The sequence below is a fragment of the Ruegeria lacuscaerulensis genome, assembly GCF_013034685.1.
Lineage (GTDB): Bacteria > Pseudomonadota > Alphaproteobacteria > Rhodobacterales > Rhodobacteraceae > Ruegeria > Ruegeria lacuscaerulensis_B.
In genome coordinates, this window is the sequence record NZ_WQGO01000002.1 from 546817 (window position 1) to 570226 (window position 23410).

Annotated in this window: 22 protein-coding genes; 10 read left to right on the forward strand and 12 right to left on the reverse strand. The window is 58.0% G+C overall.

Going from position 1 to position 23410, the window contains the following annotated elements; all coding sequences use genetic code 11:
- Positions 1 to 250 precede the first annotated feature (250 nt).
- Genes GOV80_RS06925 through GOV80_RS06950 form a run of 6 tightly spaced genes read right to left on the reverse strand, consistent with a single transcriptional unit; the run spans position 251 to position 7415 of the window.
- Positions 251 to 1639, reverse strand: a complete 1389-nt coding sequence (locus GOV80_RS06925) for an FAD-dependent oxidoreductase (protein ID WP_170783458.1) — start codon at positions 1637 to 1639, stop codon at positions 251 to 253.
- On the reverse strand, positions 1620 to 2486 hold the full coding sequence (locus GOV80_RS06930) for an isocitrate lyase/PEP mutase family protein (protein WP_170783460.1): 867 nt from the start codon (positions 2484 to 2486) through the stop codon (positions 1620 to 1622). Before GOV80_RS06930 ends, GOV80_RS06925 begins: the two co-directional genes overlap by 20 nt.
- On the reverse strand, positions 2483 to 3103 hold the full coding sequence (locus GOV80_RS06935) for a cysteine hydrolase family protein (RefSeq protein WP_170783462.1): 621 nt from the start codon (positions 3101 to 3103) through the stop codon (positions 2483 to 2485). Before GOV80_RS06935 ends, GOV80_RS06930 begins: the two co-directional genes overlap by 4 nt.
- On the reverse strand, positions 3104 to 5161 hold the full coding sequence (locus tag GOV80_RS06940) for a hydantoinase/oxoprolinase family protein (protein WP_170783464.1): 2058 nt from the start codon (positions 5159 to 5161) through the stop codon (positions 3104 to 3106). It lies immediately after the preceding gene.
- Positions 5158 to 6852 carry a hydantoinase B/oxoprolinase family protein gene (locus GOV80_RS06945; RefSeq protein ID WP_170783467.1) on the reverse strand — a complete coding sequence of 565 codons (1695 nt, stop codon included), beginning with the start codon at positions 6850 to 6852 and terminating at the stop codon, positions 5158 to 5160. Before GOV80_RS06945 ends, GOV80_RS06940 begins: the two co-directional genes overlap by 4 nt.
- Positions 6849 to 7415: a tautomerase family protein gene (locus tag GOV80_RS06950; protein ID WP_170772107.1), complete on the reverse strand. Its 567-nt coding sequence runs from the start codon at positions 7413 to 7415 to the stop codon at positions 6849 to 6851. The genes GOV80_RS06945 and GOV80_RS06950 overlap by 4 nt, the downstream gene beginning before the upstream one ends.
- A gap of 146 nt (positions 7416 to 7561) precedes the next feature.
- Between GOV80_RS06950 and GOV80_RS06955 the strand changes: the two genes are divergently transcribed.
- The 6 genes from GOV80_RS06955 to GOV80_RS06980 all read left to right on the forward strand — a co-directional run bounded on the left by GOV80_RS06955 (position 7562) and on the right by GOV80_RS06980 (position 13356).
- A complete protein-coding gene (locus GOV80_RS06955; protein WP_331252110.1) occupies positions 7562 to 8362 on the forward strand; it encodes a GntR family transcriptional regulator in 801 nt (266 codons plus the stop codon).
- Positions 8359 to 9765 carry a 3-isopropylmalate dehydratase large subunit gene (leuC, locus tag GOV80_RS06960; protein ID WP_170783469.1) on the forward strand — a complete coding sequence of 469 codons (1407 nt, stop codon included), beginning with the start codon at positions 8359 to 8361 and terminating at the stop codon, positions 9763 to 9765. Before GOV80_RS06955 ends, leuC begins: the two co-directional genes overlap by 4 nt.
- Positions 9765 to 10376: a 3-isopropylmalate dehydratase small subunit gene (gene leuD / locus GOV80_RS06965; RefSeq protein WP_170783471.1), complete on the forward strand. Its 612-nt coding sequence runs from the start codon at positions 9765 to 9767 to the stop codon at positions 10374 to 10376. Before leuC ends, leuD begins: the two co-directional genes overlap by 1 nt.
- Positions 10377 to 10471: 95 nt before the next feature.
- Complete coding sequence (gene dctP, locus GOV80_RS06970; protein ID WP_170772115.1) at positions 10472 to 11485, forward strand: TRAP transporter substrate-binding protein DctP; 1014 nt, start codon at positions 10472 to 10474, stop codon at positions 11483 to 11485.
- A gap of 60 nt (positions 11486 to 11545) precedes the next feature.
- A complete protein-coding gene (locus tag GOV80_RS06975) occupies positions 11546 to 12049 on the forward strand; it encodes a TRAP transporter small permease (RefSeq protein ID WP_170783473.1) in 504 nt (167 codons plus the stop codon).
- Positions 12049 to 13356: a TRAP transporter large permease gene (locus GOV80_RS06980; RefSeq protein WP_170772117.1), complete on the forward strand. Its 1308-nt coding sequence runs from the start codon at positions 12049 to 12051 to the stop codon at positions 13354 to 13356. The genes GOV80_RS06975 and GOV80_RS06980 overlap by 1 nt, the downstream gene beginning before the upstream one ends.
- A gap of 48 nt (positions 13357 to 13404) precedes the next feature.
- Here GOV80_RS06980 and GOV80_RS06985 read toward each other — a convergent pair whose 3' ends face one another.
- Positions 13405 to 13863, reverse strand: coding sequence for an Lrp/AsnC family transcriptional regulator (locus tag GOV80_RS06985; RefSeq protein ID WP_170783475.1), 459 nt, complete (start codon positions 13861 to 13863; stop codon positions 13405 to 13407).
- A 132-nt stretch (positions 13864 to 13995) separates the two neighbouring features.
- On the opposite strand from GOV80_RS06985, the gene GOV80_RS06990 reads away from it, so the two are divergent.
- Positions 13996 to 15228 carry an aminotransferase-like domain-containing protein gene (locus tag GOV80_RS06990; protein ID WP_336510136.1) on the forward strand — a complete coding sequence of 411 codons (1233 nt, stop codon included), beginning with the start codon at positions 13996 to 13998 and terminating at the stop codon, positions 15226 to 15228.
- Between the two features lie 3 nt (positions 15229 to 15231).
- Complete coding sequence (locus GOV80_RS06995; protein ID WP_170783477.1) at positions 15232 to 15879, forward strand: RraA family protein; 648 nt, start codon at positions 15232 to 15234, stop codon at positions 15877 to 15879.
- Between the two features lie 267 nt (positions 15880 to 16146).
- On the opposite strand, the gene GOV80_RS07000 is transcribed toward GOV80_RS06995, so the two are convergent.
- On the reverse strand, positions 16147 to 16752 hold the full coding sequence (locus tag GOV80_RS07000) for an SH3 domain-containing protein (RefSeq protein WP_170783479.1): 606 nt from the start codon (positions 16750 to 16752) through the stop codon (positions 16147 to 16149).
- A gap of 135 nt (positions 16753 to 16887) precedes the next feature.
- Between GOV80_RS07000 and GOV80_RS07005 the strand changes: the two genes are divergently transcribed.
- Positions 16888 to 17529: a glutathione binding-like protein gene (locus GOV80_RS07005; protein ID WP_170772125.1), complete on the forward strand. Its 642-nt coding sequence runs from the start codon at positions 16888 to 16890 to the stop codon at positions 17527 to 17529.
- A gap of 469 nt (positions 17530 to 17998) precedes the next feature.
- On the opposite strand, the gene GOV80_RS07010 is transcribed toward GOV80_RS07005, so the two are convergent.
- The 3 genes from GOV80_RS07010 to GOV80_RS07020 form a co-directional block, all read right to left on the reverse strand.
- A complete protein-coding gene (locus GOV80_RS07010) occupies positions 17999 to 18859 on the reverse strand; it encodes an AraC family transcriptional regulator (RefSeq protein WP_170783481.1) in 861 nt (286 codons plus the stop codon).
- 252 nt (positions 18860 to 19111) lie between these two features.
- Positions 19112 to 20746, reverse strand: a complete 1635-nt coding sequence (locus GOV80_RS07015) for an FAD-binding oxidoreductase (RefSeq protein ID WP_170783483.1) — start codon at positions 20744 to 20746, stop codon at positions 19112 to 19114.
- A 66-nt stretch (positions 20747 to 20812) separates the two neighbouring features.
- Positions 20813 to 21433: a glutathione S-transferase family protein gene (locus GOV80_RS07020; protein ID WP_170783485.1), complete on the reverse strand. Its 621-nt coding sequence runs from the start codon at positions 21431 to 21433 to the stop codon at positions 20813 to 20815.
- 115 nt (positions 21434 to 21548) lie between these two features.
- On the opposite strand from GOV80_RS07020, the gene GOV80_RS07025 reads away from it, so the two are divergent.
- Positions 21549 to 22448 (forward strand): LysR family transcriptional regulator, encoded by a 900-nt coding sequence (locus GOV80_RS07025; protein WP_170783487.1) that lies wholly within the window; start codon positions 21549 to 21551, stop codon positions 22446 to 22448.
- Positions 22449 to 22462: 14 nt separating this feature from the next.
- Here GOV80_RS07025 and GOV80_RS07030 read toward each other — a convergent pair whose 3' ends face one another.
- Complete coding sequence (locus tag GOV80_RS07030; protein ID WP_170772135.1) at positions 22463 to 23248, reverse strand: FadR/GntR family transcriptional regulator; 786 nt, start codon at positions 23246 to 23248, stop codon at positions 22463 to 22465.
- Positions 23249 to 23410 lie beyond the last annotated feature (162 nt).

Genomic DNA, 23410 nt, shown 5'->3' on the forward strand with positions numbered 1-23410 from the left:
GCATAACAAAAAAGGCCCAGCAAAAGCGCGAGCGGCGAAAATCCAGAAAAAGCAATACGCAGCATCCAAGGTCCTGACCCTAGCACAATTTGCACCGCCGCGCGACCTTGGCGCGATGCTGCCTTGGGCGGTTTGACCAGCAAAAAGATGCGCTACCAAAACCGATCAGCGATTACTGTTTATCAAGGTTTTCACGCGCTTTTCCGGACAAAGATGCTGCGCGCAGACAAAAATGACGGGCCTAGAAGTTTTAGCGACTACGAAAGGCTCCGTTCTGTCGCCCAGCAATTCGCCCCAAAACAACCGCGCTCAGCAAGCCATTTCCTGACAGATATCCGCTGTCGCCGGTACCCGAGACACCGCAGGCGGCGCCTCCTCCAGCATAAAGGTTCTGGATCGCAGCACCATCTGCACGAAGCACCCGAGCTGAGGCGTCGATCTTCAAACCACCTTGAGTATGAAACAAGGCACCGGTGACACGTACGCCCTTGTAGGGCGGGGTCAGAGGGGGTGAACTGAAAGTGCGGCCAAACCTGTCTGTACCGCCTTCCGATATGTCCCGCAGCGTTTGTGCCAGGGAGTCAGCAGGCATGGCGAGGCGGGTCGCGAGGTCCTGAATTGAATTTGCCGAATGGATGGCCCCAACTGCCTCGGCTTGTTTGAAATCCTCAAACTGGCGCGCTATCGCCGCGATGCTCTCGTCGAAGATGGCAAAGGCTTCACCACCGGGTTGAGACAGCACAGCACGGGCGGCTTCGGAATAGCCCTGCGCCTCGTTCCAGAAGCGTTGGCCGTCGCGGTTCACCTGGACGCCACCTTCGGTGATGACGGCCCAGGTTATCAGGATGCCATGTGGATGGGCGACATTGCCGTGGCCCTGAAAGGCACCGAGGTTCTGCAAGTCGGCCCCCAGTGCTTCACCCCACAAAACGGCCTCACCCCGGTTGCCGCTGTGGCCGAACCACAAGGCTTGTTCGATCTGGGGCATATGTTGGGCGACCAGTTCGCGATTGCCGCCGTACCCGTTGCAGGCAAGGATCAGACGGTCGCATTCGATGGTTTCGACGAGGTCATCCGGGCCGGTGACAGCGATACCGAGGATCTGGTCGTCGTCTCGATACAGCACCGTTGCGCGACGGTCGCAGATGATGTCCAGACCCGCGTCTTCGCAGGCGCTGCGCAGGGCATTGATCAGTTCCTCGCCCGAGCGGGTCGGAAGGCCGTGCATCCGTCTGCGGGAATGTCCGGGATAGTCGAAATCCGTCACAACCGAAAAGGGTAGGCCGTACCGATCGGTCAGCCAGTCAATGACCTCTGCGGCAGTCCCTGCCAGGAGGTCAACCAATGCCTGATCGTTCTGATGATGGGCTTTTGCCTGAATATCGTTTGCAAACAGCGCGGCAGAATCGGTGATCCCCGCGGCCTGTTGCAATCGGGTGCCCGCAGCTGGGATCAACCCCGCGGATAGGGCGGTTGAGCCGCTGGGGACCGGGTCAGCCTCGATCACTAACACATCTTGCGCCTGTTCAGCGGCAGACAGGGCCGCGACCATGCCGCAAGCGCCAGCGCCGACAATCAAAGTGCCGGTCTTCAGATCAAATTGGTCGGGCAGGGCGCTTTCAACTCTGGGGGTCGTCATAGCGCGCCCCGGCTTCCAGCATATCGGCGGTTCCGATAACTTCGTTCAAGCCACCGAAGTCGAACATGCGATCCGCAAAGGGTTTGTTGGAGCCGTTTGCGGCAAGGCTTTGGTAATAAGCCTGTGCCGTCTTGGCCAGCGCCCTTACGATACCGCCAGGGAAGATGACGATGGAATAGCTCTGCTCCTCCAGATCGCTGGCCCCGAGTATGGGGGTCGCGCCCCCCTCGACCATGTTCGCCAAAAGGGGCACGCGGTGGGCGAATTGGTCGGCAATGGCGGTGAGTTGCTCTCGGCTCTGCGGAGCCTCGATGAACAGCACATCCGCGCCTGCCTCAAGATAGGTTTCGGCGCGGTCGGTCGCGGCCGAGAAGCCTTCGACCGCGATAGCGTCCGTTCGCGCGATGATCAGCGTATCGGCACTGGCGCGTGCATCGGCCATGGCGGCGATCTTTCCGGCCATCTCCTGCGCCGGGATCAGCGATTTGTCCGACAGGTGCCCGCAGCGTTTGGGATAGGTCTGGTCTTCAACTTGTAGGGCCGAGGCTCCGGCGCGTTCGTACAGCCGCATGGTACGCTGTGCGTTTAGCGCGTTGCCAAAGCCGGTATCCGCGTCGATGATAACCGGCAGCCCAACCCGATCCGCGATCAGGGTCATGGTGTCGGCCATTTCCGAGGCAGTGGACAAGCCGATATCGGGACGTCCAAGCCGCGTATAGGCCACGGCGGCCCCGCTGAGATACAGCGCCTCGAACCCCGCCTTTTCGGCAAGCGAGGCGGTCAGCCCGTCATAGACACCGGGCGCGACAAGAATTTTTTGCCGTTGCAGGCGGGATTTCAGGTTCATGCTGCGCCCTCCAGCCAATTCAGGACCTCGGCGCAGGTGCGTTGATGTGTGACCGTGCCCAGTGACAGGATCGTTGCCTCATGAACTTCATCCCGGAAGGCCGCACAGCCGTCGGTCAGCAACACAGTTTCAATATTGCGCAGATGCGCGTCGCGCAGGGTCGAGGCAACGCCGCCGTTGGTAACTATCCCGCCAACGATCAGGTTTTCGATCCCCACGGCGCGCATCAGGTATTCCAACCGGGTCTGGTAGAAGGCAGAGTAGGCAACCTTTTCGATGACGAAGTCGCAAGGTTGCAGCGCGTCGACCAATGCGTGACCGAACTCTCCGGGGGCGAAATCGCCCGTGGTCAGGAAGGGGCGCAACTGTTTCAGGTGTGGGGCGATCAGCGGCTCGCCATTGCGATCGGGCACCAGCGTGAACTGGGCAGAGAAATAGCGCCCTCCGGCCTCTTGCAGCCGCCGTGCCAACGGCGCGATGCGGTCGGGCAAAGCCGCAATGGCGGGGGCCGATTGCCCGGCGCGGCCATAGGCGCCTTCGGGATGCAGGAAATCGTTCTGCAGGTCGATGGTCAGAAGGGCCGTCTTTTGTGGGTCCCAGGTGTTCGGATCGCTCATTCACGCCTCCCGCGGTTCGATGATCGTGTTGCCGTAGGCATCCACGCGGCCTTGCAGATGCGGTTCGATCAGCACCGTTGTATCGGGCTGGGTCAGGATCGCGGGCCCTTGCACAATTGTCCCGACCGGCAGGGACAGACGGTCATAGATCGCCGTGTCATACCAGTTTTGGGCAAAGTGGACCTGCCGCTTTGCCATTGGCTGTACCGGGCCTTGCGTTGAAGGGGCCAGCGTGGACAGGTCGAACTTCGGCCGTTTGCCTGTAACCGCGCTGCGCAGGTTCAGGATGCGGCGCACACCGTTCTTCAGTAGCCTGCCATAGGTGGCGTTGTAGGCCGTGTCGAAAGCCTGTTCTATGGCCGCGCTGTCCGGCGGATTGACCTTTCCGTCCGACACGGTGACAGTCAGCGGCACCGGTACCGTGTGCGTTTGTCCCACATAGGCCATGTCGAGCTCGAACGAGATTTCGCGTGCCTCGAACGTGGTTCGGGCGGCGTCCAGCAAGGCCATACCCTGATCGACGTGATCCTGCATGAAAGCCCCCATCGCGGTGCTGTCCAACTGCGATACCAGCGTGTTGATCGTTTGTACGAAATCCTGCCGCATATCCGCAATCACGCAGCCCATCGCCGAGGTTACGCCAGGATAGCGCGGAACGATGGCGCGGGCGATGCCGACCTCGGCCAGCATGGCCCCGGCATGCAGTGCTCCACCACCGCCGAAGGGCATAAAGACGAACCGCTTGGGATCAAACCCGCGTTCGATACTGACCAGTCGGATCGCGCCTGCCATGCGAGAATTGGCGACACGCAGGATGGCCTCGGCGGCCTCAACCGTGGACAGGTCAAGTGGCTGACCCACATGAGTGTCAATCGCCTGACGGGCCGCCTCGACATCCAGTCTTTCCAGTTTGCCGCCAATGGGATTGTCAGGGTCGATCCGGCCCAGCACCACGTTAGCGTCGGTCACAGTCGGGCGGTCATTGCCCAACCCATAGGCCACCGGGCCGGGGTTCGAACCGGCACTTTCCGGGCCGATATTCAGCAACCCCCCCTTGTCGACCCAAGCAATTGACCCGCCGCCTGCGCCGATGGTCGTGATCTCGATCATGGGGTTGCGCACGACCATGCCAAAGTCGATTGAAGTCTGGGCCGACAGCATCGTCTGCCCTTCGGCAATCAGCGAGACGTCAAAACTAGTGCCGCCCATATCGCCGGTGATAACATTGTCGAACCCCGCCGATTGCGCGATGTAACCGGCTGCGATGACCCCTGCGGCTGGGCCAGACAGGGCGGTGCGCACCGGCAATTGGCACGCGGTACCAACGCCCATGACACCCCCGTTGGACTGCACGATCATGAACTCACCATCGAACCCGCCCGAGTGCAGTGCGTTCTCAAGCCGGTTCAAGTAACCCGAAACCTCGGGCTGCAGATAGGCGTTCAGCGCGGTGGTCGAAAACCGCTCGAACTCCCGGATTTCCGGCAGGATTTCGGATGAGGCCGAAACATGCGGGTTAGGCCAGATGTCGCGCACCGCTGCCACGGCGGCGGTCTCGTTTTCGGGGTTGGCATAGGCGTTGGCGAACAGGATCGCGACGGCCTCACATCCCTGATCGCGCAGTTGATTGGCCGCCGCACGCACGGCACCCAGATCGACCCGGGTGCGGATGCTGCCGTCGGCCAAGGTGCGCTCTGGCACCTCCAGCCGATCGCGTCTGTCCACGACGGGCTCGAAACCACCGCGCAGCCCCCATGTGCGGGGGCGGTCGCGGCGGCGCATCTCCAGCACGTCGCGCAGACCTTGGGTGCAGATCACCCCAGTTTTCGCGCCTTTGCGTTCCAGCAAGGCGTTCGTGCCCGCAGTGGTGCCATGCACGACCACTGCAATTTCGGACAGGTCTGAGACCTCGCGCCTGATTCCGTCAAGGAAACCACTGGACTGATCCGGGCGGGTGGTGGGCACCTTGGCGACGGTTGCGGTGCCATCTTCTTCGTTCAACACGAAGACATCCGTGAAGGTACCGCCAACATCGACGCCAATCATATGTCCGGTCATTGCACCACCTCCCGCCAGGCGGAACCATAGGCCTGATCCGCCTGATCGGGGCTGACCAAACCGCGTGAAACGTCTTTGGCGATCTCTTCCGGCGCGCGGTGTTTCGCGGCACCATATCCCCCGCCACCGGGGGTTTCCAACCGGACGGCTTGCCCTTGGCGCAACTTGATCCCTCGCATTTTCGAAACCAAAGGCGGGGCTTTCCAGCCGTCATCCTGTTCGTAAGTGAAGACGTTCATCGCGCCATCCTGACCTTCGACGATCCCCTTGGGCGCAAAACGTCCGCGTTCGCCGAACAAAAAAGCCTCGGCCCCGTTTTCTTCCAACACTTCGATTTCATAGACGGCCCCAAGACCGCCGCGATGCGCCCCGACCCCGGCGCTGTCCGGGCGCAGGGCCCATTGCCGGAACATAACGGGATAAGCGGCCTCTAGGATTTCCATCGGCGGGATCGTGGCAGTGGAAATTGGCGCATTGCCGTGATTCAACCCGTCGCTTTCGATCGAGCCGCCGTGCCCACCGCCGAAAAAGCTGAACATTACCCAAGGCTGTCCGTTCGACCGTTTGCCCGCAATCGACAGAGCGTTGATTGTGCCATAGGCATTGGCCACCACCCGGTCCGGCGCGGCCTTGGCGAAGGCGGAAAAGACTACGTCGATCATTCGTAAGATGGTTTCAGTATATCCGCCGGTCGGGGCCGGGAACTTGGCCGAAAGCAGACTGTCATCGGGCACAATGACCTCGATGGGCCGCATCACCCCGGCATTGGCGGGCAGGGATGGGAAGACATGCTTGATGGCAACATAGGCCGTTGCGACAGTCGTCGGCAGAGCGATATTTACCGGCCCTGCGCATTGAGGCGAAGAGCCGCTGAAATCCAGAACCATCCGGTCGCCCGATATCTCGAGCGCCATATTGATGCGCAGGGGCGTGTCCGTGATGCCATCATTGTCAAGGAAATCCTCGGCCTCCCACCGGCCATCAGGCAGGTCCTGCAATTCGGCGCGCATCAGCGCCTTGGCCCGATGGCCAAGTGCCTCCAGCGCGGCTGATACGGTGTCCGCGCCGTATTCGTCCAGCAGCTCATCCATTCGCCGAACGCCCAGATCAAGCGCCCCCAACTGGCCGTTCAGATCGCCCATGGCGGATTGGGGCAGGCGGGTGTTGCGTAGCAGGATGTCGATGATGTCCTGATTGACCTCGCCCTTCCGCGCCAGTTTGACGGGCGGAAGAACGAACGCTTCCTGAAATACATCCGTTGCGGCGGGGTTGTAGTTTCCGGGAACCGCACCGCCCACGTCATGCCAGTGCCCGACCGAGGCGAGATAGCAGAATAGCTGACCATCGCGAAAATAGGGCCGCACCAATCGCATGTCCGACAGATGCGTGCCGCCAATATGCGCGTCGTTGAAGATATAAATGTCGCCGTCTTCCAGATCGCCATCTGCAGCAGCTTTTTCGATCACAGCCTTCACCGCAAATGACATCACGCCCACAAAGATCGGCAGGCCGGATTTGCCCTGAACCAATGTGTCGCCAGTTGTGGCCGAATATAGCCCGTGGCTGGCGTCATGCGCCTCGGCAATGATGGGGTTGAAAGCCGCGCGGAACAGGGTTGCGTCCATCTCATCTGCGATCTGTTCCATGCGACCTGCCAGAACCGAAAGAGTGATCGGGTCAATCTCGCTCATGCCTGTGCCCTTGTTTCTGCGATGTCGTTCCAGACATCCTGCTGCGTGATCAGATTGTCGGCGACCTCGAACCGGTCGATAAAGCGGATGCCTTCGAAAGGGGTCCCATCGGGCCATTGCCCGGACAAGGTGCCCCGGCAATAGACAATCGCGGCGTCGCTTACGCCTTGCATTGCATCGAAGCCTTCATAGCTCTTGGCGATGCTGCGATAGCGCGGCGCCGCCCAGTCCATCAACTCGGACAAGTCGTGCATCGGTTGTGCTCCGGGGAAGTGCATCACGAAACCCGGTGCCAGTCGGGTCTTCGCTTTGTCGAGCGCGCGTTCACTCATCTCCGCCAGAAAAGCCCGGACGATCTTTTCGGGGTCATCCTTCGCTGGCGCGGGCTGTCTGGTCTGGCCACCCCGGTAATAGTCTTCAGGTGGGAGGTCATGGATAAGCACCGTGACGAGATCAGGCGGAGCAGGCACGACGAATCGCACTGCGTCAGTCAATGCTTGGCCAAGTCGTTGTTTTTCTTTGGCGCTATAGCCTTCTATCACATGTAGCTCGACAATTGGCACGCCGCTTACCCCTCACAATTGGTATTATTTGTAATACAGCTTTGCCATCAATGGTAAGACTATTTTTGAAAGACCCATAATACTAAAGCTTGATTTTCGAAGTGTCCCTCTTACGATTGCCAATGCTGGGAAAGGGGAATCATCGGGTGAACCAGATCAAAGCGGCCAATCTTCCGGACGGAACCAAGGCGCAGCGCGTCTACCTGTCTCTGCGCGATCAGATCACCGAGGGGCAGTTGTCGGCAGGGGAGACCCTGCCGGGCGAACAGCGTCTGGCTGAGAAGTTCGGCGTGTCCCGCGTAACCATCCGGCGTGCGCTTGAGGCGCTGGCAGGCAACGGCCTGATCGAACGGCACGCGGGCAGTGGCACACGGGTATCGGGCCGGTCGCCGCATGGGGCGCGGGCGGCGATGGACTTCAACACCTTGATGCCGCAGCTTGTGGAAATGGGCCAAAGCACGACGGCCCGGCTCTTGTCGTTTTCCTATGGGAAAGCGCCCGAGGCGGTGGCGACAGCCATGGGTCTTCAGGACGACCGGCAGGTGCAGATTGCTACGCGGGTCCGCCTGACAGACGATGTGCCGTTTTCTCACCTGACAACATATGTTCCTGCTGAAATTGCCCGGAATTACTCGGAAAGCGATCTTGCAACGACACCGTTGTTCAAACTGCTGGAACGGGGTGGCGTGCAGATCGAAGAGGCGCACCAGACGGTGTCGGCAACGCTTGCGGGCCCCGACGTGGCAGAGGCTTTGGGCGTCGCGGTTGGCTCGGCGCTGCTGTCGTTGAAACGGATTGTGCGGGATGTCGAAGGCAATGGGGTCGAATACCTGTCTGGTCTTTACCGGCCTGACATGTTCCGCCTTGAGATGCCTCTGGCGCGGGTCGGAACCGGGTCAGCCCGTCATTGGGAACCCGCCATCGGCCGCAGCGAGGCCGAGGAATGACCGCCCCGCGTACAATGCTCGACAAGCTATGGGCCTCGCATGAGGTGCTGCGGCGCGATGATGGCGTGTCGCTGCTGTGGGTGGACCGGCATCTTGTGCATGAAGGCTCGCACCATGCCTTTGCCAAGTTGGCAGAGCGCGGATTGCACGTGGCCGAACCGGATCTGACCTTTGCGGTTGTCGATCACTATGCGCCGACGCGCGATCGCGGCCGGATTTCTGATCCAAAGATTGCCCGCATGATCCAGACGTTGCGCAACAACGCTGCCCGGCACAATCTGCGGATTTTCGATCTGGATGATCCGACACAGGGTATCGTGCATGTGGTCGGGCCGGAACTTGGGCTGACACTGCCGGGTCTGCTGATTAATTGCGGAGATAGCCATACATCTACGCACGGCGCCTTTGGGGCTTTGGCTTTCGGGATCGGCGCGACCGAGGTTGCGCATGTTCTTGCGACGCAAACCGTCTGGCAACGCAAGCCCAAGGCGATGAGGATTACATTGAATGGTCAGTTGGGTCCGGGTGTCTCGGCCAAGGATATCGCGCTGAACTGGATTGCGATGCTGGGCACAGGTGGTGCGCAAGGTCACGCAGTGGAATATGCGGGGCAGACGGTGCGGGACTTGTCCATGGAGGGTCGCATGACCCTGTGCAATCTGTCCATCGAAGGAGGCGCGCGTTTCGGCATGGTGGCCCCTGATGAGGTGACGTTTGCCTATCTCGAAAACCGCGAACATGCGCCGAACGGCCCGGATTTTGAGGCGGCCTGCCGGACGTGGCAAAAGCTGACCACTGATGAAGGTGCGGTATTCAACAGCGACGTTGCGCTGGATGCGTCCGGCATTGCTCCGACCGTGACATGGGGCACAAGTCCGGAACAGGCACTACCTGTATCAGCATCAATCCCGAATCCGGACGTGATGGACCCTGCTAAGGCAAATGCCGCCCGCGATGCGCTGGACTATATGGGATTGGCAGCGGGGCGCGCGCTGGACGGCATCCCTGTAGATCAGGTGTTTATCGGATCCTGTACAAATGGCCGCATCGAAGACCTGCGAGAGGCCGCGTTGGTCTTGTCCGGACGCGGTGCGAAAGTGCCGGGTTTGGTCTCGCCGGGATCTGCGCGCGTCAAGGCGCAGGCCGAAGCGGAAGGGCTGGACCGTGTTTTCACCGATGCCGGATTGGAATGGGCCGCATCCGGCTGTTCCATGTGTGTCGGAATGAACGGCGATCTGGTCGGTGAAGGCAAGCGCTGCGCCTCGTCGACCAACCGTAACTTTCGCGGCCGGCAGGGGCGCGGTGCGCGTACGCATCTGATGTCTCCGGCAATGGTGGCTGCAGCTGCTGTGACAGGTACGATCACGGATGTTCGACCATTTTTGCAGGGCAGGGCTGCGTGATGGCCGGGTGGAGCAAGCATACGGGCCGGGCCCTGGCGTTGGCTGTTGACAATATCGACACCGATCAACTGATCCCTGCGCGGTTCATGTCGGTTCCGCGTAGCGATGGGTACGGAGGGTACCTGTTGCACGATATGCGGCGCAACGCTGATGAAGAATTGCACCCAGACTTCCCGCTCAACCGGCATGAAGACATCAGTATTCTGGTGGCAGGTCAGAATTTCGGTAGCGGTTCATCCCGCGAGGCAGCGGTATACGCTCTGGTCGATGCTGGGATACGCGCCGTCATTGCGCCCAGCTTTGGCGACATTTTCGCCAATAATGCAATCAACAACGGTTTACTACCCGCACGGGTAAGCAATTCGACGCACGAACGCCTTATTCAGACACTGACAGACGCGCCCGCAGAGCTTTCGGTTGACCTGCCCGAAGGCCGGTTCACTTTGGAAGGCCGCACTGAGAAATTTGAACTGGACGAAGGATGGCGCGTCAAGCTGATCAATGGCTGGGATGACATTGACCTGACCCAACAGCACGCGCAGACAATCCGTGCTCACCGACACCACCGCAGTCAGACCGCGCCTTGGGCATGGCCTGCACTTTGCGAATAAGCCACGTCGCGCAAAGACGACGCAACAGGCCAAAAGGCCACGAAAACAAGGGGCGCATTCAGAAAACTGCCCCAACAACATGTGGAGGAAGACTCATGAAACTGAACTCATTGGCTGGCCTGTTCGCCGGAGCCGTGATGGTTGCCGGAGCAGCCAAGGCGGAAGAAACAATCTCTGCCGTGCACGCCTTTCCTGAAACTCTGATCTACACCCAGAGCTTTCTGGATTTTGTTAATAAAGTGAACGAGGCGGGTGAAGGTGTCATTCAGATTGACGTGCGCGGTGGCCCCGAGGCCATCGGCATGTTCCAGCAACCCGACGCGGTGCGCGATGGCATTGTCGATATGGTTTATACGCCGGGCTCTTTTTACGGCGGTGCGCTGCCTGAAAAAGACGCGATGGTAGCCTCAAACCTGACCGCGATTGAGACCCGCCAGAATGGCGGGATAGAGCTGATCGATCAGATTCATCAGGAAAAAATGGGTCTGAAGTATCTCGGCTGGTTCGACAGTGGTGTTTGCTACAACCTCTGGACCCGGAATGAGCCCAGCTTTGACGCCGATGGCAATCTTGAGGTCGAAGGGCTAAAGCTGCGCGGCAACAACGTGTATAATGCGTTCTTCACCAACTATCTGGGCGCGCAGGTAATCGACTTGCCAACGGGTGAGGTCTATTCAGCCCTGCAACGCGGTGTCGTGGACGCGACCGGCTGGACCCAGATCGGTCTGATCGACCTGAAATGGAACGAATTTTTGAACTACCGGATCGAACCCTGTTTCTTCTCGACCGATCTGGGCGTCATTGTGAATCTGGAGCGCTGGAACTCGCTGTCGGATGAGGCCAAGACGATCCTTCAAGACGTGGCGATCCAGCATGAGAAAGACAGCGTCGAAGCCCTGCGCAGCAAACGGGATGATGATTTCGCCGCGCTGGATGCTGCAGGCATGACCGTAGTCAGCTTGGAAGGTGAAGCCAAGGCGAACTACCTTGCCGCTGCGCGCGAAAAAACGTGGGAGCGGATGAATGGCCTTATGGCAGAACAGCCGGGTGGAACCGACAACTATGATCGCCTGATCGAGTTGTTCTACGATCTCGACGCAGCAAACTAAGACCAAGGGCAGGCCCGCGGAAACCCTGCGGGCCTGACCGGAATTCGGGGCAATGCAGGCATGACCATGAAAAAGGCCTATGATGCGGTGCTTTTTGGCATGGCCATTCTGGCGGGGCTGTTGCTGGTCTGGCTTATGCTGTCTGTTATTACCTCGGTGCTGATGCGCAATGCAGGGCTTCAGCCTTTTGCGTGGCTGTTCACCTCGGCCGAATACGGGCTGTTGTATATGACGATGCTGGGCGCTCCCTGGCTGGTGCGCGAAAAGGGCCATGTACATATCGAGCTGGTTACGGCTGCTCTGCCATTGCACCTGCGCCGGATCGTCAGCCGTTCGGTCGCAGCTGCCTGCGTGCTGGTCTGCCTGATCCTTGCGTGGCAGGGGGGCGATCTGGTTCTGACTAATATCGAACGCGGGGACTATGATACGCGCGCCTACTACTTCCCCCGCTGGATGCTGACTATCGCCTTTCCTCTGTCCTTTGGGCTGATGGCGATTGAATTTTCACGCTTTGTGTTTGGCCCTAACCTGATGCACAGCGGCGAAGCAGGGATACATGAATAATGGAATGGTACGAGGCCCTTGCCCTGCTGTTGGGCTCGATCGTGTTCCTGATGGCCATCGGAATGCCGGTTGCGCTGGCCTTTCTGGCCGCGAATATTCTGGGGGCGTGGGTATTCATGGGCGGCGAGCGCGGGGTGACACAGCTGCTCAACAACGGGCTGGGGGCGTTGACGAAATACGCCCTGATGCCCATCCCGCTGTTTCTGCTGATGGGTGAGATTTTCTTTCACACCGGCCTTGGTGGGCGAATGTTCAACGCAATCGACAAGCTGCTTGGCCGATTGCCCGGGCGGCTCAGCTATGTGACTGTTCTGGGGGGAACGGCCTTTTCTACTTTGTCCGGGTCGTCGATGGGGTCCACCGCGCTGCTGGGGTCGCTGATGGTGCCCGAGATGAAGCGGCGTGGTTACAAATCGCACATGAGCATCGGCCCCATTTTGGGCACGGGCGGCCTTGCGATCATCATCCCACCCTCGGCGCTTGCGGTTCTGCTGGCCACGCTGGCGCAGATCGACGTCGCTGCGTTGCTGATCGCGGGTGTCATTCCCGGCCTGATCCTGGCCGGGTTCTATATCGGAACGATCTGGTTGCAGACCCGGATCGACCCGACCGCCGCACCGGCTTATGACGTCGAACCGATGTCGATGGGGTACCGCCTGAAATTGCTGATGACCGAGGTGGTTCCGATGGTCGGCGTCATGGTCGTGATCATCGTTCTAATGATCAAAGGCTTTGTCACCCCGTCCGAGGCGGCGGCTTTCGGGGCATTGGGTGTACTGATCCTCGCTGCCGTTTTTCGCTGCCTGACATGGGAGGCGATGAAGAAGTCCGTCATTGGCGCGCTCAAAGTAACGCTGATGGCTTACCTGATCGTCTTTGGTTCGGCGACGTTCAGTCAGCTCTTGGCCTTTTCCGGCGCGTCCCGAGGGCTGGTCAATTGGGCGATTGCGTTCGATCTGGCCCCTCTGGCGATGCTGACGGTGATGTTCGCCGTCCTACTGCTGCTGGGCATGTTCATGGAGCAAATCTCGATCATGCTGCTGACGGTACCGATCTTTTTCCCGCTGGCCCAAACGCTCGGGTTCGATCCGATTTGGTTCGGCCTGATCATGTTGTTGTCGCTGGAAATCAGTTTTACGACGCCGCCCTTTGGGCTGCTGCTGTTCGTGATGAAAGGCGTCGCCCCACCAGGCACTACGATGCGCGAGATCTATACCTCGGCCTTCCCGTTCATTTTCTGCTCGCTATTGCTTGTGGTGCTGCTGATCGCCTTCCCAGGGATCGCGTTGACCTTGCCGTCCTTGTGACATTTTGCGCGTAGGCTGACACTGTTTTGCAGGGCGCAATCACATAGATCACATCATCTCGAATCCGGTATCGGTTTGCCCCACAACCAACATTGTCGAGGTCTCGGCAACTTCGGGAAGGTTTTGAACCGTGGTGGTAATGAACAGACGCAGGTCCTCGATATCCGGAAACCAGGCTTTCAGGATATAATCCGCCGCACCGGTCACCATCAGGCATTCCGAGACCTCGGAACTCTGTTTTACAGTTTGTTGAAAAACCGCATGGCCGTCTGGGTTGTGTTTCGCCAGTTTCACTGAAATCAGCACACAGATTTGTTTCCCAAGATTTTCCGGCGAGATGTCTGCGTGATACCCGCGAATAATCCCGGCCTGCTCAAGCTTTCTGACCCGGCGGGCGCAGGGCGTCGGTGAAAGCCCAACAATTTCGGCAAGATCACTTATGGCAAGGCGCCCATCGCGCCGTAGTTCCGCCAGTATGCGCTTGTCGATACTATCCGGGTCGGACATTAACGTTTTCCTCTATTTTAAAGCTAAAAGTTAGCACAAATCATCAATATTGACAGGGATAAAAGCGAAGAACGCCGAGAAAGCGCGCGCGACATTGGCTATCCTCCCGAAGAACCGATCAGGAGACTTAATGTGAAGTTGGAAAACAAACTGGAACGTGTGGGCGAGCCGGTTGTCGAGCCCGCAGCCTTTGCCGGTTGGTTGTCTGAGACAAATGAAATCACACGAGCTTTTCTCGCGGCCGGTCAAATTCCCGGTCTGCTCAACATAGCTGGGGGGCTACCTGAACCTGCGACCTATCCCGGTCCCCAGATCGCAAAACTGGCCCAAAGGGTTATTGAGACCCACCCGACCGAGACACTAGGATATGGTCCGATCGAAGGCCTCCCGGAATTGCGCAATGCCATTGCGCACCGGTTTTCTACCAAAAACGTAAAACTGACTGCCGCAAATGTGTTGATAACAACTAGCGGCATGCAGGCGCTCGACCTGTTGGGAAAGGTCTTGCTGAACGAAGGGGATCTGATTGCGGGGCAGTTTCCGACCTATCTGGGAGCCCTTGACGCATGGCGACCCCGTCGCCCGCGCTTTCGAAACATGGATCTGAATGCCGCCGCGTTCGACCCGTTTCAAGCCATGAAAGGCGCAAAGTTTGCCTATACTGTGCCCAATTTCTCTAACCCGACAGGACGATTGGTCGGATTGGAGGCGCGCCGTACCTTGCTGGCTGCGTCCCGTCAAACCGGGGCATGGCTTGTCGAGGACGATCCCTATGGCAGTCTTTGCTACGACGGTCCTTTGCCCCCGAACCTGCTTGATCTAGCGCTTCAGACTGGGGAATTGTCCAACACCGTCTATCTGGGCACGATGTCGAAGCTGATCTCCCCTGGTCTACGCGTGGGTTGGGTGATTGCGAGGCCCGAGATGATCTCCGCACTGACACTTGCCAAACAAGGGTCGGACATGTGCACAAGCGGTATCACCCAGCGTATTACGTATGAAATCCTGAAATCCGACTTGATCAAGGCAACACAATCGCAGGTCCTGGACATGTATCGCAGGCGACGAGATGCCCTGTGTGCGGCTCTGAATTCCTATCTGGCGGAGTGGTTCGAATGGGAGGTGCCCGCAGGCGGCATGTTTGTCTGGGCTCGTGCGCGGGATGAGAGTATCGACACGGACCGCTTGTTTGAAATTGCGCTGGACGAAAAGGTTTGTATTTCGCCTAGTAGCGTTTTTGATGCCCATGGGGAAAACAGGCAGGGGATCCGTCTGAATTTCACCTTAAACGACGAGGCCAAACTGACCGAAGCCGTCCAACGATTGGCGAAAGCTGTTCAGCGTCAACTTGCCGAGAAAGGGTAAAGAATGTCGGTAACCATACATCCCGAAAACATTCCCTTAAGTCAGGGCCAAGTCGAGGCGTGGCGGGGTGTGCCCGCCAGTATCGTGGCCGACTTGCAGCCATCCAGTCTGATCGATCCGGCGATTCAGGTAAGAACCTTAATTGCCGGGCCACTGCATCTGCTGGGGCGGGCCCGGACTGTCTCGGTTTCGCCACCTGATTTCGGGGGCGTCATTCACGTTTTAGACCATGCAAAGCCCGGCGAAGTTGTTGTGATTGCCGCCAACGGTGAAACCGAATTCGCCATGATAGGTGAAATTCTAGGCGGGCACCTGAGGGACCTCGGCTGCAAAGGGGTTGTTGTAGATGGGGCCGTACGTGACATAGACACGCTGGGTTCATGGGAGGATTTTCCTGTCTTCGCCCGAAGCATTACGCCCCGTGGCCCCACCAGCGCCAACGATGGAGAAATCAATGCATCAGTCTCTTTCGGCGGATGCAAAATAGCTTCGGGTGACCTGATTTTGGGTGACCGTGACGGACTTGTGGTCCTTTCTCCGGTTGCTGCCCGTGATCTTCTATCCGACGTGAAGGACAAAATCGGCAAAGAAGCCGAATGGGTCGCAGGGCTCAAGGCGGGTAAGAACGCCATGGATGTGTTTGGCCTTTGAACTTCTGGGCCGTTCCGAAACTGAGATGCACAGACGGCGTCGCGTAGACGGGTTCAATCCAAGGAATTTTGCCTCTCTAACTCGTTATCTTATGAAAGGAGACGCATGCGCTCGTTAGCGCGCCTTGCTTCAGTAGTAGATCTTGTAATCCATGTTATGTTAAAAACCGTGTGTTATTTAACGCCAACAAAAAGTTCACTGGTCAAACAGCTGAACACGACCTTACTGATCTTATCCTCAGGCTCTCAGCGACAATACCCGTGCCAGTCAGTGGCGGTGAAAATGGAAGTATCCGTTTCCATAGAAGGGATGATGCGGTGCAGGCTGATACAGCCGGTTCGGATCATGCGGTGGATAGTGACAGGCTGGGTCTTGTGGTGAATGGTAGCAATACGGCCCGGGGGCTGGGTGATAAGGATGGTAGTAGCGGTTCCAATACGCAAACCAGGGATAGGCTTGATAGTGGTTTTCCCAATAGGCCTGGCTGAACTCTACAATGGCAATTCCCAATGCGGCTGCGATGACGGGGTTCATCACCTTGGTCTGTCCCTCGCTATCAACCAAAATGTAGTTCGAAGCGATCCAGCCGCGCGCCGAATTCCAGGAGACGTCGCACCAAGTATAGCCCGGTTGACAGCCATAAAGCTCGATCGTTGCGTCTTGCGGTAATGAAGCCACCACGGGATAGTTTGTGCCTGGCCCTGCGCGCATATGAACTGAGGTGGTTGTGTGCGCTTGAGTTTCGGCAAGTGCCGCGCTCAGCGAGAATGCCAGAAAGAAAGTGGCCGCCAGAAAAGGCACAAAAATTCGCATAATTCGATCCGATCCAAATTCGTATTTTTGCACTACAACCGTCAAAAAGACGCTCGTCAAGTTAACCCTTCAGGCGATCACGAAAGCGGATTTTCTCAAGGTTCGGACCCCGTATTTACGCCTGTCCTTGCAGACAAGTTTGAGTCTATTCTGCCGAGCGCAGTAACTTACCAATGCAATTGATCGGACCTGTTTATGCCAACGCTTTTTCATGCCCCATTCACATGTTCATTGGCTGCGCGGTTCGCCGCAGCCGAAGCAGGTGTCGAACTGGAAATTGAGCCGTTGCACCTGCGCAGTAAAAATCTGGCGGCAGGTGGTTCGCTCTATGACGTGAACCCCTTGGGGCAAGTGTCGGTTCTCAGCTTTGACGATGGAACCAAACTAACCGAAACCTCGGCAGTCATTGCCTGGATTCAGGCACAGTCCAAAGACAATGATTTCCGGATATCGCCTGACAGCCCGGAGTATTTTCAGATGCTGCGCTGGCTGGCTTTCTGCGCGACGGAACTGCACAAGGGGCTGTTTCGTGTGGTGTTCTACAAGGAAGCCACGGATGAAGTGAAAGATCGTGTACGAGCTCTGGCACCGCTCAGGTTTCAGATAATTGAGGATCATTTGAACGGGCGCGATTATCTGTTGGGTAACAGGTTTTCGGCGGCGGATGCCTATCTGACGTGGTTCTTCGTTTTGTCGGATCATGCAAAAGTTGATCACTCGGCCTTTCCAAATCTCAACGCCTATCGAGCCCGTGCCTTGTCGCGCCCGACTATTGCCGCTTTGATCGATGACGACCGGGCGCTGGATCGCAGGCTAAAAGAACTGTTTTCCGCTTAAGTCTCCAAGTTTGAAACCAAGGGAAATTGGTTAAATTGCGAGCGAACTGAATCGAAACCAATCTGGTCTTGGCAAGAGCCAGTCAGGAGTTATGAAAACCCCATCCCCGACCAGAAGGCGTACTTCAATCAGGACCAGCTCATAGCCTGCAGGGCAACTGATCCAAGATCATGAAGGTGATCGCCAGAAGTCGGGGATGGGCATCGCGTCAGCCGTTATTAGGGAAAACTTCGACGCGATATCGCTTAGATTGACGAGGAATTTTCAAACGTGTTCGGTCGACCCCATTCTGTGAAGCAACCTGTCGCTAGTTGACCGGAGAGCCACATCAACCGAAGGTGCCAAGTTAAAGACGAGGATATACAAGCCAGGTCAACTCGACAGAACATTGGCCTGCCAGTACGTCTCAATCGCCTGACAAAACGTGTCAGAACCAAGATCTGATCAAGGAATTTAGGATAGGAAAGGTCTAGACGCCGCTGTCTCGATATGCCGATGCTGTCATTCCGGCCTGCTCGCGGAAGAACCGACCAAAGGATTCCGGGGTTTTATAGCCGCAAAGATGGGCCACGATCTGGATCGGCAAGTCTGGCTGGTTCACCAAATAGGATTTTGCCAGTTCGAATCTTGCGCGACGGATATGATTGCCGAACGTGTCGTTGTGGTCTTGAAACGCGCGAAACAGGGACGATCTGGAACATTGGATTGCATCCGCGACCGAGTCGGCCCTGAGGTTTTCGTCCCCAAGATTTAATGCGATGTAACGCGTCGCAGCAGTATGAAGTGCGTGCGTTTGCGCAGGGGCGCCCGCAGGTGGCGGATCAGAACCCAGGCGCGACAAGGCCCCCAGAGCCAGGCTTTGCAACGAGTCAATCAGATGCAGAGTTTCAACTTCAGAAAGCTGGGCGCAGTCCTTGGCCATCATATGCAACTGGCTTTCCAGGAAGGGGGTCAACCCATTGGGTGCCATATGGGCAACCCCCCTGCCCGAGAGACGGACCTCGGCCCCTAACCGATCTCGGATCAGCTCCATCGGAAGGGTCATGTAGACATGCGAATGATCTCGTGTGCGGGTTGAAACTGGGACTGAACCGTCCAGAACAACCAGGTTCGACCCCGCCGTTACCGTCTGGCCGTCGCCATCCTTGGTCTCAAGACGAACGGCCCCGGAAATTGTCGAGCTAAGAACCAAATAGTCCCCCGTCGGTTGACCGAAATAAGTGGTCGTATCGTCTGAACGGGTAAATCCGAAGGTCGCGCCCGAGGGCGCGCCAAAATAGGAAAGCTGGCCTTTGTAGTTGGCCTCGCGCGATCGGTCCGACGCGTCCATAGAAATCCACGGGTGCAGGCTGCGCCAGAATTCAAACTTTTCCTTGGGGCGGAATTTTTGGGTCGAAAGATGGACGAACCGATTTTCGGCTGCGTTGGCGTTTCCGTCTGAAATGGCCCGCTCCTTCGATCCTGCGGGTCGAACCCGGGATCGACCACATTACCTTTGCGAATTCCCAAAAGTTAGGCTGCGCAACAAGAGGTTGTCTACCCTTTGATACCGGGTTCGAAATTCAAAATAGCTTTCTCACAGCTATGATTTAGTCGTTCCAAAAACCTCAAACAGAACTCGGTCGGGCGGCACGTCCGCGTTCTCAAGCCCCGATTTCAGATCGGTTACAAACCCAGATGGGCCGCACAGCATGTAGTGGGCATCGCGTCCGACACCCAACGCCAGAAGGTCGGTGGCCGAAATCCGACCTGTCGCGTCAAAGTCCTGTCCCAGCTGGTCTGTGCTGTCGGGTGTGCTGTAGAAGATGCGTTTTCTAAGGGTGCGGTTTGTAGCCACAAGCTGTGCAACCTCGTCCGCCATGGCGTGGTGGCGCCCGTTGCGCGCGGCATGTACGAACCAGACCGGGCGTTGACTCCCCTGCCCCGCGAGCTGGTGCAGTATTGCCAGCATCGGCGTTAAACCGACGCCTGCGCTGACCAGAACCAAAGGCGCATCACCTTGGGGAATGATGAAATCCCCGGTGGGCGGCTTGGCTTCGACAACATCTCCGATGGCCACGTTATCATGCAAGAAACGTGAGGCGACACCACTGGCCTCGCGTTTGACAGTTATCCGGTAGTGGCCGCCTCCTGCTGTTCCTGACAGGGAATAGGTGCGGCGGACCTTTTTGTCATGCGACGGGATATCCAATGCGATGGGCAGGTGCTGACCGCCTTGAAACAACTTCAGCGGATCGCCGTCGGTTGCCGCAAGATGGAAGGACGTGATCCCCTCAGCCTCGACAACCTTGTTGGTGACGAGCAATTTCCGGGATGGTGTCGGTTGCGCTGACCATCTGAGCGTCAGCGCCTCGGGCCGGTCGATCACGGCGTCGAACTCGACTTCTATCATGCGCAGAATGTTCGGATCGCGCGCTTCTTCGGGAGACCAGTCAATCGTGGCGCGCCCGGTCAGATGCAACAGTCCACCGGTTTCGAAATCGACAAACAGCAACCCGACGCGAGGGTCCTGGAGCAAGTTGCCAATCGTATTGAAAAAGTTGTTGCCCGAGTAATCGGGGATGCGCAGACGGTTTGGGCTGATCACGCGAACAAATCCCGGCTCGCCCCCCCTGTGAGACGCATCATACCCGTTCGAGGCCGCCCCTTGTTGTCCTTGCTGACCAGAGCCAATGAACAAAGTGTCGGCGGCTTCAATCCGCTTGATCTGTGCGGAATTGAGGCTTTCCGATGTTAGTGGCCGGACGGGCTGGTTGGGTTGAACCCGCCACCAGTCCCGTTCGTTGATATATTGGGGGCAGTTGCCGAATGTCTGACGGATATCTATGGCGAGCCCACTATCGGTTGGCCGCGTTCTGCCGCTGAACCGGTTGCGTCGCCTTGTTGCAAGCTCGATTCCGACCACGCCAATATCGGCTCCGGCTGTCAGTGTCTGCGCCAGCGGGTCGAATGGATCCGGGGTTGTGTCCAAGGTTATTGTGTGGGCGTCAGGGGACCGGACAAAGCCATCGCGCCCTTCGATAATACTCGCCCAGACCCGGCCTTTTGTGTCTGCGGACGCAGCAACCAGAAAGGGTTGCGCCTGATAAAAGGTGCGGTGCTGGTCGGGCATGAACTCTCGGATGAAAGGCGCGCCTTTTGTGGCGATATAGCCAACGCCCGCGCGTTGCTGCGCGGCAAGTTCGCCTGCGTGGAACGGAGTTGCGGCATCGGTCATCGTCCTGATCCCTTCGGTTGCCAAAAGTCCCAAGGCCAGACATGCCGACCTTGGGGCGGGTTTGGTTCAGGCCACAAGGCCAGCGGCGGTTGCGGGCATGGCTTCGAACCCGTTCAGCGCCTCGAATCGGGCAATCCAAGCGCGCACGTTCGGATAGGGTTCAAGCGAGACATTCCCCTCGGGCGCATGGGCGGTGTAGGAATAGGCGGCGACATCAGCGATGGTGGGTTGATCCCCGACCAGCCAATCGCGGCCTTCCAGACCCGTTTCCAGCTTTTGCATCGCCTTGGCAGCGGTGGTTGCCGCGAAGTCAACGTCCAGCGGGGCGCCAAAGACAGTAATCAAGCGCGCCGCGCATGAGCCAAAGGCGATTTCGCCCGCAGCCAGGGTCAGCCATTTCTGGACTTCAGCTTCCCCGACCGCATCGCTGGGCATCCAGTCCGGCGCGTATTGACGGGCGAGATACACCAGAATTGCATTCGAGTCCGAGACAACCACATCGCCATCTTCCAAAACCGGTACTTGGCCGTTGGGGTTCATCGCCAGAAACTCGGGCGTCTTATGCGCACCAGCGACCAGATCGACAAAGACAGCCTCATGCGGGATATCCGCCAGCTTGGCGAAAACCAGCGCCCGGTGAGCATGGCCTGACTTTGGGAAATGGTGAATGCGAACTGGGTTAGACATGTTGTGGCTCCGATCATTGAATAACTGTGAACTGGAGCGACAGATAACGCTTGCACGGGTTGATGATAATTGCCACTTTTGGTGGATGATTAAGCCCTGAGAGGGCGCAATAACCATGGATAAGATAGACCGAATGCGCGCATTTGCGCTGGTGGCCAAAAACGCCTCTTTCACTGCCGCCGCCCAGCGGTTGGGCAAATCTGCGCGACTGGTCAGCAAATACGTGGCTGATTTGGAGGACGCGCTGGGGGTGCAATTGCTGAACCGGACCACACGCAGCGTGTCTCTGACTGATGCGGGCGCGACCTATCTGGCTATGTGTGAGCCGCTACTGGACGGGTTTGACGAGTTGGAGGAAACGGTCAGAAATGCCCAGACATCCTTGCAGGGCGTTATTCGAATCTCGGCGCCGACCGGGTTTGGCTCTGTCCGTCTTGCGCCGTCTCTGGCTGCTTTCGCCACCCTACATCCCGAGGTCGAGATTGATCTGCAACTATCCGACCGTCGCGTGTCGATCATAGAGGAAGGGCTAGATCTGGCCGTCCGCATCGGTCCGATGCGCGATAGCTCGCTAAAGATCCGGCAGTTGGGGCCGATGCCCCTGATCATCTGTGCGGCGCCCGCGTATCTGGCGCGTGCTGGCGTGCCTCAACATCCATTGGAGTTGGCAAACCATGATTGCATTCTGGACGGCAACATGTCCGAACCCGCCTTGTGGCGGTTTAGTATTGATGGAGAGGATGTGGCAGTACAGGTGAATGGGCGGTTGAAAGCGAATGCTCCGGCCGCGTCAGCACAGCTTGCGGTCTCTGGCGCGGCAATCGCGCGATGTCCGGCCTATACGGTCGCCAGAGAACTGCAATCAGGTGCATTGGTCGAACTGTTCTCCGACCATCGCGTCACCCCCTATGTCGTCGCCGCCTTGTTCCCTCAGAACCGCCGCCTTACCACCCGAGTCCGTGCTTTGATCGATCACCTTGCCGGTGACGAGTTGATCTGCAACGCGGGCGTCTGACAGGTTGCAGATCGCTACTTCGACATCGAGTTCGACAAGATGCGCCTTTTTTCCGCCATGGCTTCTCGACGCCGCCTTTCCAGCCCGAGTTTGAAGGATTCCTCGACGAAATCGATGTGATCGTGCGCGGCTTTCTGTGCACGGGTTTCGTCGCCGTCTATGACGGCCTGCCCCAGTTCGCGATGCTGTTCCATCAACTGTTTGCCGGTTCCGTCGATGGTTTTCAGAAAATCGCGGTTGTAAAAGACGCCTTGGCGGGTCAGTTCATAAATTGACGCCATCATGTGGATCAACGTTGCGTTCTGGCTTGCGTCGACAATGGCTGCGTGCAGCGCGAAATCCGCCTCTCGCGAAGCCAGAGCATCCCCTTCACGCCAAGCGCGTTCATCCTCGGCCAGGATTTCAGAGATCCGCTCCTTGTCTGCCGAGGTTGCACGACGCGCGGCCAGACGGGCGGCAAACCCTTCCTGTTCGCGGCGGTATTCCAGATAATCAAAAAATGCCGGTTCGTGCCGTTCATAGAGCGCCAGCAAAGCGGGCAACATGGCGCTTCCGGTCAGGGCGGCGACAAAAGTGCCTTCTCCGTGCTGCGTGGTGACAAGACCGCGTTCTTCCAACGTATGCAGCGCTTCGCGCAGTTTTGGACGTGAAACCCGCAGCATTTCGGCCAGCTCTCGCTCGGATGGTAGCTTGCGACCCTGTTTCAACACGCCCGAGGCAATCAGATCTTCAATCTGCGCAACCACCGCGTCCGCCAGTGATTCGTGGCCAATCGGTTCAAAAATCGCAGTTGGGGTCATGTCGGGCCGCCTTTCTGATCAGGGTCCTGTACATAGCACTTGGTAAAATAAGTTAACCTTTGAGACCTTAGTATTCAACTTAATATTTGCCGCCAGGTTGTATTCCCGGAAAGTACACTTTTCACTGTTTTGAAAGAGAAAAATCGCAAAGAAACTGAAGCC

Excerpts from the sequence above, each read along its gene's own strand:
- GOV80_RS06980 (WP_170772117.1), top strand. The coding sequence starts at position 12,049 with ATGGAATGGTACGAGGCCCTTGCCCTGCTGTTGGGCTCGATCGTGTTC.
- GOV80_RS06975 (WP_170783473.1), top strand. The coding sequence starts at position 11,546 with ATGACCATGAAAAAGGCCTATGATGCGGTGCTTTTTGGCATGGCCATT.
- GOV80_RS06925 (WP_170783458.1), bottom strand. The coding sequence starts at position 1,639 with ATGACGACCCCCAGAGTTGAAAGCGCCCTGCCCGACCAATTTGATCTG.
- dctP (WP_170772115.1), top strand. The coding sequence starts at position 10,472 with ATGAAACTGAACTCATTGGCTGGCCTGTTCGCCGGAGCCGTGATGGTT.
- GOV80_RS06945 (WP_170783467.1), bottom strand. The coding sequence starts at position 6,852 with ATGAGCGAGATTGACCCGATCACTCTTTCGGTTCTGGCAGGTCGCATG.
- GOV80_RS07010 (WP_170783481.1), bottom strand. The coding sequence starts at position 18,859 with ATGGACGCGTCGGACCGATCGCGCGAGGCCAACTACAAAGGCCAGCTT.
- GOV80_RS07025 (WP_170783487.1), top strand. The coding sequence starts at position 21,549 with ATGGATAAGATAGACCGAATGCGCGCATTTGCGCTGGTGGCCAAAAAC.
- GOV80_RS06930 (WP_170783460.1), bottom strand. The coding sequence starts at position 2,486 with ATGAACCTGAAATCCCGCCTGCAACGGCAAAAAATTCTTGTCGCGCCC.
- leuD (WP_170783471.1), top strand. The coding sequence starts at position 9,765 with ATGGCCGGGTGGAGCAAGCATACGGGCCGGGCCCTGGCGTTGGCTGTT.
- GOV80_RS07020 (WP_170783485.1), bottom strand. The coding sequence starts at position 21,433 with ATGTCTAACCCAGTTCGCATTCACCATTTCCCAAAGTCAGGCCATGCT.
- GOV80_RS07030 (WP_170772135.1), bottom strand. The coding sequence starts at position 23,248 with ATGACCCCAACTGCGATTTTTGAACCGATTGGCCACGAATCACTGGCG.
- GOV80_RS06940 (WP_170783464.1), bottom strand. The coding sequence starts at position 5,161 with ATGACCGGACATATGATTGGCGTCGATGTTGGCGGTACCTTCACGGAT.
- leuC (WP_170783469.1), top strand. The coding sequence starts at position 8,359 with ATGACCGCCCCGCGTACAATGCTCGACAAGCTATGGGCCTCGCATGAG.
- GOV80_RS06995 (WP_170783477.1), top strand. The coding sequence starts at position 15,232 with ATGTCGGTAACCATACATCCCGAAAACATTCCCTTAAGTCAGGGCCAA.
- GOV80_RS07015 (WP_170783483.1), bottom strand. The coding sequence starts at position 20,746 with ATGACCGATGCCGCAACTCCGTTCCACGCAGGCGAACTTGCCGCGCAG.
- GOV80_RS07005 (WP_170772125.1), top strand. The coding sequence starts at position 16,888 with ATGCCAACGCTTTTTCATGCCCCATTCACATGTTCATTGGCTGCGCGG.
- GOV80_RS06985 (WP_170783475.1), bottom strand. The coding sequence starts at position 13,863 with ATGTCCGACCCGGATAGTATCGACAAGCGCATACTGGCGGAACTACGG.
- GOV80_RS06935 (WP_170783462.1), bottom strand. The coding sequence starts at position 3,103 with ATGAGCGATCCGAACACCTGGGACCCACAAAAGACGGCCCTTCTGACC.